General features: G+C 67.6%; 5 protein-coding genes. 3 read left to right on the top strand and 2 right to left on the bottom strand.

Annotated features, from left to right (window positions below; all coding sequences use genetic code 11):
* The first annotated feature begins 449 nt into the window (after positions 1-449).
* Positions 450-1,649 (top strand): MFS transporter, encoded by a 1,200-nt coding sequence (locus tag DQ229_RS01370; RefSeq protein WP_114964474.1) that lies wholly within the window; start codon positions 450-452, stop codon positions 1,647-1,649.
* Between the two features lie 28 nt (positions 1,650-1,677).
* Here DQ229_RS01370 and hemF read toward each other — a convergent pair whose 3' ends face one another.
* Positions 1,678-2,568, bottom strand: a complete 891-nt coding sequence (gene hemF / locus DQ229_RS01365) for an oxygen-dependent coproporphyrinogen oxidase (protein WP_114964473.1) — start codon at positions 2,566-2,568, stop codon at positions 1,678-1,680.
* A 143-nt stretch (positions 2,569-2,711) separates the two neighbouring features.
* On the opposite strand from hemF, the gene DQ229_RS01360 reads away from it, so the two are divergent.
* Positions 2,712-3,098: a hypothetical protein gene (locus DQ229_RS01360; protein WP_114964487.1), complete on the top strand. Its 387-nt coding sequence runs from the start codon at positions 2,712-2,714 to the stop codon at positions 3,096-3,098.
* A gap of 155 nt (positions 3,099-3,253) precedes the next feature.
* Here the strand turns inward: DQ229_RS01360 and DQ229_RS01355 are convergent, their stop codons facing one another.
* The gene (locus DQ229_RS01355) at positions 3,254-4,672 is read right to left on the bottom strand and encodes an FAD-binding oxidoreductase (RefSeq protein WP_114964472.1); all 1,419 of its coding nucleotides are present in this window, start codon (positions 4,670-4,672) and stop codon (positions 3,254-3,256) included.
* Positions 4,673-4,908: 236 nt separating this feature from the next.
* Between DQ229_RS01355 and DQ229_RS01350 the strand changes: the two genes are divergently transcribed.
* A complete protein-coding gene (locus DQ229_RS01350) occupies positions 4,909-6,762 on the top strand; it encodes a peptidyl-prolyl cis-trans isomerase (protein ID WP_114964471.1) in 1,854 nt (617 codons plus the stop codon).
* Positions 6,763-6,765: the final 3 nt, after the last annotated feature.

Below are 6,765 nucleotides of genomic sequence, written 5' to 3'. Positions count from 1 at the left end.
TGCTATTTGCAACGTCGCAATGCGCCCTCCCGGGGGGAAGGTCGGGCGCGGCCCGGGCTGGTCGCCCGGGCGGAACCTGTGGCGGGCGTGATGTGGAACAGTTTCCCGGTGCCGAGTTTGGAAACGGTTTGGCGCGACACTTTTTCAGCAGCCTGCTACGTTACAAGATGTGAGGCGTCTGAAGCGCCTGCCGGGATGGAGGGGGACCGTCGTCCCGGTGGGGCGGCGTAAGTCCCCGGAATGGCAGGCGCTGCCCGGCGGTGCCGCCGGGCGAGCCGTCTAGCAAGGTGCCGTGTCAGGCAGAAGCCTTCGACCTCCTTTCGAGGTGCTCAGATCCAAATGCAATAGCTCCGGCCTGCCGGACACGCGCTTGACATTCCGCCGCCCCGGCGTCTCATTGCCGCTGGGATTTCAGCAAGGCCCGCGGCGCATCCGCGAGGAGGTTATTTATGGCGCATGTTCAGCCCCGTGACGAAAAAACCGTCTATCTGGTCATTCTCGGGGTCAGCATCTGCCATTTCCTCAACGACGTGATGCAATCGCTGCTGGCGGCGATCTACCCGCTGCTGCGGGACGAATTCGCGCTCAGCTTCTGGCAGATCGGCCTGATGACGCTGGCCTTTCAGGTCACGGCCTCGATGTTTCAGCCAATTATCGGCCTTGTGACCGACAAGCACCCCTTCCCGAATTCGCTGCCCATCGGCATGGGCTCGACGCTGGCGGGGCTGGTGTTGCTGGGCACGGCCGACAGTTACGCGCTGCTGCTGACCGGCGCCTGCCTGATCGGGCTTGGCTCGGCGGTGTTCCACCCCGAGGCAAGCCGGGTCGCGCGCCTGGCCTCGGGCGGGCGCTATGGAACGGCGCAGTCGATCTTTCAGGTGGGGGGCAATGTCGGCACCGCCGCGGGGCCGCTTCTGGCCGCCTTCATCGTGGTGCCGCTGGGCCGGCCCAGCCTGCTGTGGTTCTCGCTCGCGGCGCTGCTGGGCATGGTGATCCTGTGGCAGGTCAGCGCCTGGTACGGGCGCTGGCAGGTGGCCAACCGCGCCCGCCCGCCGGTCAGCCGCGCGCTGCCGCTGGCGCGCAACCGGGTGGTGCTGTCAATTGTCGTGCTGGCCTTTCTGATGTTCGTCAAGGCCGCCTACACGGCTGGCATCACCAGCTACTACACCTTCTTCCTGATGGAGCGTTTCGGCGTGACGATGCAGCAGTCGCAGATATTGCTGTTCGTCTTTCTGGGCGCCATGGCGCTGGGCGTGGCGCTGGGCGGGCCGTTCGGCGACCGGTTCGGCACGCTCACGGTGATCTGGATCTCGATCCTCGGGGTGCTGCCCTTCACGCTGGCGCTGCCGCATGTCGGGCTGGTGGCCACGGTGGTGCTGTCGCTGATCATCGGGCTGCTGATGGCCGCCGCCTTTCCGGCGATGCTGGTCTACGCGCAGGAACTGGTGCCGGGCCGGGTCGGGCTGATCGGCGGCATCTTCTTCGGCTTTTCCTTTGGCCTGGGCGGGCTTTCGGCGGTGATCCTGGGCTTCATGGCCGATGCCCGGGGGATCGAATGGGTCTATCTGATGTGCAGCTTCCTGCCGATTCTGGGGCTGCTCACCATCTTCCTGCCCAGCCGGGGCGAGCTGATCCGCGCGGGCAGCTGAGTGCCGCGCTGCACGCGGGGTCTTCGGCTCAGACCCACTTGGCCAGCGGCGGCAGACTCATCAGCACGGCGTCGGGGTCGTGGCCGGTTTCCAGCCCGAACCTGGTGCCCCGGTCATAGACCAGGTTGTATTCGGCATAGAGCCCGCGATGGACAAGCTGCGCCTCGCGCTCGGCCTCGCCCCAGCCGGTGCCGCGACGTTTCTCCACCAGCGGCACGAAAGCGGGCAGAAACGCGCGCCCCACATCCTGCGTGAAGGCGAAATCGGCCTGCCAGTCGCCGCTGTTGAGATCGTCATAGAAGATCCCGCCCACGCCACGGGCGCGCTTGCGGTGTGGGATGAAGAAATACTCATCCGCCCATGCCTTGAAACGCGGGTAGAGATCGGCCCCGTGCGAATCGCAATGGGCCTTGAGCACGGCATGGAAATGCGCCGTGTCCTCGGGGTATTCCAGGCAGGGGTTGAGGTCGGCCCCGCCGCCGAACCACCAGGCGCCAGGCGTCCAGAACATGCGCGTGTTCATGTGCACCGCCGGCACATGCGGATTGCGCATATGCGCCACAAGGCTGATGCCCGAGGCCCAGAAGCGCGGGGCGTCAGCGAGGCCGGGAATATCCTTGCGCGCGGCCATGGCGCGCTGCGCCCGTTCGCCAAGCTGGCCGTAGACCGTCGAGACATTGACGCCGACCTTCTCGAATACCCGGCCGCCGCGCATCACGCTCATCAGCCCGCCACCCGCGTCACCGCCATCGGGGGCCGCGCGGCGGGTTTCGCGCAGTTCGAACCGCCCGGCGGGCAGGTCGGCGTCGGGGCCCGTGGCATGGCTGTCTTCCAGCGCCTCGAAAGCTGCGACGATCTCGTCACGCAGGGTGCGGAACCACTGGGCCGCGCGGGTCTTGTTCTGCTCAATCTCGTTCATGGTGCCGATGCTCTTGCAGGGTTACGAGGGACGGTGCAGGCCTATCAATTCTGCGCGCGCTGCACCAGATGGCGGGCACCGTGCTTGGCAGATGGCCGGGCGCGGCCTATCATCGCGCCCGAGACATTCGCGGAGATGATTTCATGCGCCTCACCCCCTTGCTGCTCGGCATCTGCGCGCTGGCCCTTGCCGCCTGCGCCACCCCGCGCGAGCGCTGCATCAGTGACGCCACGCAAGAGTTGCGCACCATCGACGCGCTGATCGCCGAGACCCGCACCAATATCGAGCGCGGCTATGCCATCATCCGCGAGCCGGATGTGCGCACGCGGCTGGTCTTTTGCTACAACCCGCCGGAAGAGCCTTTCACCTTCTGCTCGGTCGATGAACCCATCGTGCGTGAACGCCCCGTCGCGATCGACCGCGCGGAGGAGCGCCGCAAGCTGGCCAGCCTGACCGAACGCCGCGCCGAGTTGCTGCCGCAGGTCCGTGCCGAACTGGCCACCTGCGAGGCGCGTTACCCCGAAAGCTGAGCCGGACGCCGGACCGGATAGATGGCGCGGCGGGCCTTCGGCCCGTGCTCCGCGCCAGTGCCTCCGGCGGGGATATTTTTCTCACAGTGAAGGGCAGGCCCGCGCGATCGGAGAGCGCGCGAAACCGCGCCGAGGGAAGACCGCGCGCGCCGCCCTCAGCCCTGCGCGCGCAGGACCGCGCCGGGGTTCATGATGCCCGTCGGGTCGAGCGCGGCCTTGATCGCCCGCATCGCCGCCAGCCGCGCGGGGTCGCCATAGCGTTCCAGATCGGCCACCTTGAACCGCCCGATGCCATGCTCGGCACTGACCGATCCGCCCAGTTCATGCACCAGGTCATGCACGCAGCGTTTGATCGCGTCGCGCTGGTCTTCGTGATCGGCGCGGCTGCGGCCGGGCTGGGGGAAGACATTGTAATGCAGGTTGCCGTCGCCCAGATGGCCGAAGCAGTTGATGCGGAAATCGCCGATTTCGGCAAGCGCCGGCCCGGCGCGGCGGATGAATTCGGGCACCGCGCCCAGCGGCACCGAAATGTCATGGCTGGAGATCGCCCCGATCAGGCGGTTGGCCTCGGGGATGGATTCGCGCATGTGGCGGAACTCGGCGCGCTGGGCCTCGGACTGGGCGATCACGCCGTCGGTCACCAGCCCGGCCTCGAACCCCTCGGCAAACAGATCTTCCAGCGCCTCGGCGGGGTTCAGCCCCTTGGGCAGGCCGACCTCGATCAGCACCATCCAGTCGGGCGCGGGCGAAAGCGGCTGGCGGACCTCGGGCATGACCTCGGCCTGAAAATCGGGGCCGGTGCGGCTAATCAGTTCAAAGGCGGATATCCCCTCGGCCAGCCGCGCCTGTGCGCGCGCCAGCAGATCAAGCGCGGCTTCGGGGCTTTCCACCGCCATCACCGCCGAGCCGGTCGCGGCGGGCTGGGCAAACAGCCGCAAACTGGCCGCCGTGATCACCCCGAGGGTGCCCTCGGCCCCCACCAGAAGCCCGCGCAGATCATAGCCGGTGTTGTCCTTGCGCAGGCGCTTGAGCCCGTGCCAGATGCTGCCATCGGGCAGCACCGCCTCGAGCCCCAGGCACAGCTCGCGCGCGTTGCCATAGCGCAGCACGTTGATGCCGCCCGCGTTGGTGGCCAGCAGCCCGCCGATGCGCGCCGTGCCTTCCGAGCCCAGCGACAGCGGAAAGAGCCGCCCTGCCTGCGCTGCGGCGGCCTGCACATCGGCCAGCACCGCGCCGGCCTCGGCGATCAGCACGTTTTCCTGCGGGTAGACGGCGCGGATTGCGCGCATCCGCTCGAGCGACAGGATCAGTGGCGCGGGGCCGTCGGGCGCGACCTGCCCGCCCACCAGCCCGGTACCGCCGCCATAGGGCACCACGCCCACGCGCGCCCGAGCCGCGGCACGCACGACAATCGCCACCTCCTCGACTGTGCGCGGCAGCGCGAGGATGCCGCCCGCGCCCTGCCAGCGCCCGCGCGGCTCTTCCAGGTGGCGCTGTTCGGGGGCGCGCAGGGTTCCTGCGGGCAGTTGCTGCGCGAGGTTTTCGGCAAAAGCCGCATCGGCGGGGTTGAGCATCGGCGGGTTTCCTGAAGCTTTCGGCGGTCAAGGTGGTGTCATCGAGGCGGTTGGGGGATGGTTAGCGCATTTCCCCGGCAAAGTTCCAGAGCAGGAAAGCGCCGCAAGCCGCGGGCCGGGCACGGACAGCCGCCCGCGCGCGCCCACGCACCCGGGCACAAACGCTTGCCCCGCCCCGGCCCAGCGCTTAGAGATGGGCGCCGAAACGGCACCCTGAACGAAAGGCGCGTCACTGCATGGCCAAGGCAAAAGGCAAGACGGCGAACATATTCGTCTGGATCATCCTGGGGCTTCTGATCATCGGGCTTGCGGGCTTCGGGGTGGACGGCTTTGGCGGCTCGGTCCGCTCGATCGGGTCGGTTGGCGAGCGTGAAATCCGCGTCAACGACTATTTCCGCGCCCTGCAGCAGGAAATCCGCGCCGCCGAGGCCGAGGCGGGCGGTGCGATCAGCTTTGGCGAAGTGCAGCAGATGGGGCTTGACCAGGCGGTGCGCGCCCGCCTCGTGACCACCGCCGCGCTGGAAAACGAAACCCTGAAACTGGGCATTTCGGTGGGCGATGACGTGGTGGCGGAAGAGATCCTCGCGATCCCTGCTTTCCGGGGATTCGACGACGGTTTCAACCGCGAAGCCTATCGCTTTGCCTTGCAGAACGAGGGGCTGTCGGAATCCGAATTCGAGGATCAGATCCGCATCGAGACCGCGCGCGGCATTCTTCAGGCGGCACTGACCTCGGGCGTGCCGGCGCCGGCCACCTATACTGAGACGCTCACCACCTATATCGCCGAGCAGCGCAGCTTCAGCGTGGCGCAACTGGACCAGAGCCAGCTGGATGCCCCGGTGCCCGCGCCCACCGATGCCGAACTTCAGGCCCATTACGAGGAAAACCCCCAGGATTTCACCGAACCCGGCTTTCGCCGCATCTCTTATGCCTGGGTCACGCCCGAGCAGCTTTACGACGAGGTCGAGGTTGACGAGGCGCTCTTGCGCGACCTCTACGAGCAGCGTAGCGATGAATTCGACCGCCCCGAACGCCGGCTGGTCGAGCGGCTGATCTTTCCCACGACCACCGAGGCGCAGGACGCCCTCGCCCGGATCGAGAGCGGTGCTGCCGATTTCGCCGATATCGTCGCCGAGCGCGGACTCTCGCTGGATGATGCCGATATGGGCGATGTCACGCGCGACGATCTTACTCCCGCCGCGCGCGACGGGGTCTTCGCGCTGGATGGCCCCGGCATCGCGGGGCCGTTCGACACACCCTTCGGCCCCGCGCTGTTTCGGGTGAACGCCATCCTGGCCGCGCAGACCATCGGCTTTGAAGAGGTGCGCGACGACCTGCGCGTCGATCTGGCCCGCGACCGGGCGCGCCGGCTGATCGCCGACCGCTATGACGATTACGAAGACCTGCTTGCCGGCGGCGCCACACTGGAAGACCTGGCGCGGGAAACCGAGATGCAGAGCGGGCAGATCGACTACCGCGGCGACAGCCGCGAGGGAATCGCGGGCTACGAGGCCTTCCGCGATGCCGCCGATGCGCTGACCGACGGCGATTTCCCCGAGATCATGGGGCTGGAGGATGGCGGCGTCTTTGCCCTGCGCCTCGATGAAGAGGTGCCCGCCCGGCTGCGCGATTTCGACGATGTCGTCGTGCAGGTGATCGAAGGCTGGGAAGCTGCCGAAATCCGCCGCCGCCTGAGCGAACGCGCCGAGCAACTCGCCGCCCGGCTGGCCGCCGGCGAAAGCTTTGACGATCTCGGCCTGACGGTTGACCAGATCGAGGCGATCACCCGCAACGGCTTTGTCCAGGGGCTGCCCCGACCGCTGATCGCCGAGGCCTTCGCGCTGCGCACCGAGGGGGAAACCCGCGTGGCAACCGCGGATGGGCAGGTCTATCTGGTCCGGCTCGATGAAATCCTGCCGCCGGATGCCGCCACGCCCGAGACCGAACAGCTGCGCGAGGCGATCACCGAACAATTGCGCCAGGCAATCGCGCAGGATCTGTTCACCTATTATGCACAGCGGCTCCAGGCAGAGGCGGGCATCCAGCTCAACGATGCCGCGATCCAGGCCGTGCATCAGAACTTCCGCTGAGCG

The sequence above is a fragment of the Alkalilacustris brevis genome (assembly GCF_003350345.1).
In the GTDB taxonomy this organism is placed as follows: Bacteria; Pseudomonadota; Alphaproteobacteria; order Rhodobacterales; family Rhodobacteraceae; genus Alkalilacustris; species Alkalilacustris brevis.
The sequence above is the reverse complement of the archived record's forward strand: the minus strand, read 5'-3'. Positions and strand labels throughout refer to the sequence as shown.

What these genes read in the sequence shown, in the direction of transcription:
- hemF (WP_114964473.1), bottom strand. Translation starts at nt 2,568, where the DNA reads ATGAACGAGATTGAGCAGAACAAGACCCGCGCGGCCCAGTGGTTCCGC.
- DQ229_RS01360 (WP_114964487.1), top strand. Translation starts at nt 2,712, where the DNA reads ATGCGCCTCACCCCCTTGCTGCTCGGCATCTGCGCGCTGGCCCTTGCC.
- DQ229_RS01350 (WP_114964471.1), top strand. Translation starts at nt 4,909, where the DNA reads ATGGCCAAGGCAAAAGGCAAGACGGCGAACATATTCGTCTGGATCATC.
- DQ229_RS01370 (WP_114964474.1), top strand. Translation starts at nt 450, where the DNA reads ATGGCGCATGTTCAGCCCCGTGACGAAAAAACCGTCTATCTGGTCATT.
- DQ229_RS01355 (WP_114964472.1), bottom strand. Translation starts at nt 4,672, where the DNA reads ATGCTCAACCCCGCCGATGCGGCTTTTGCCGAAAACCTCGCGCAGCAA.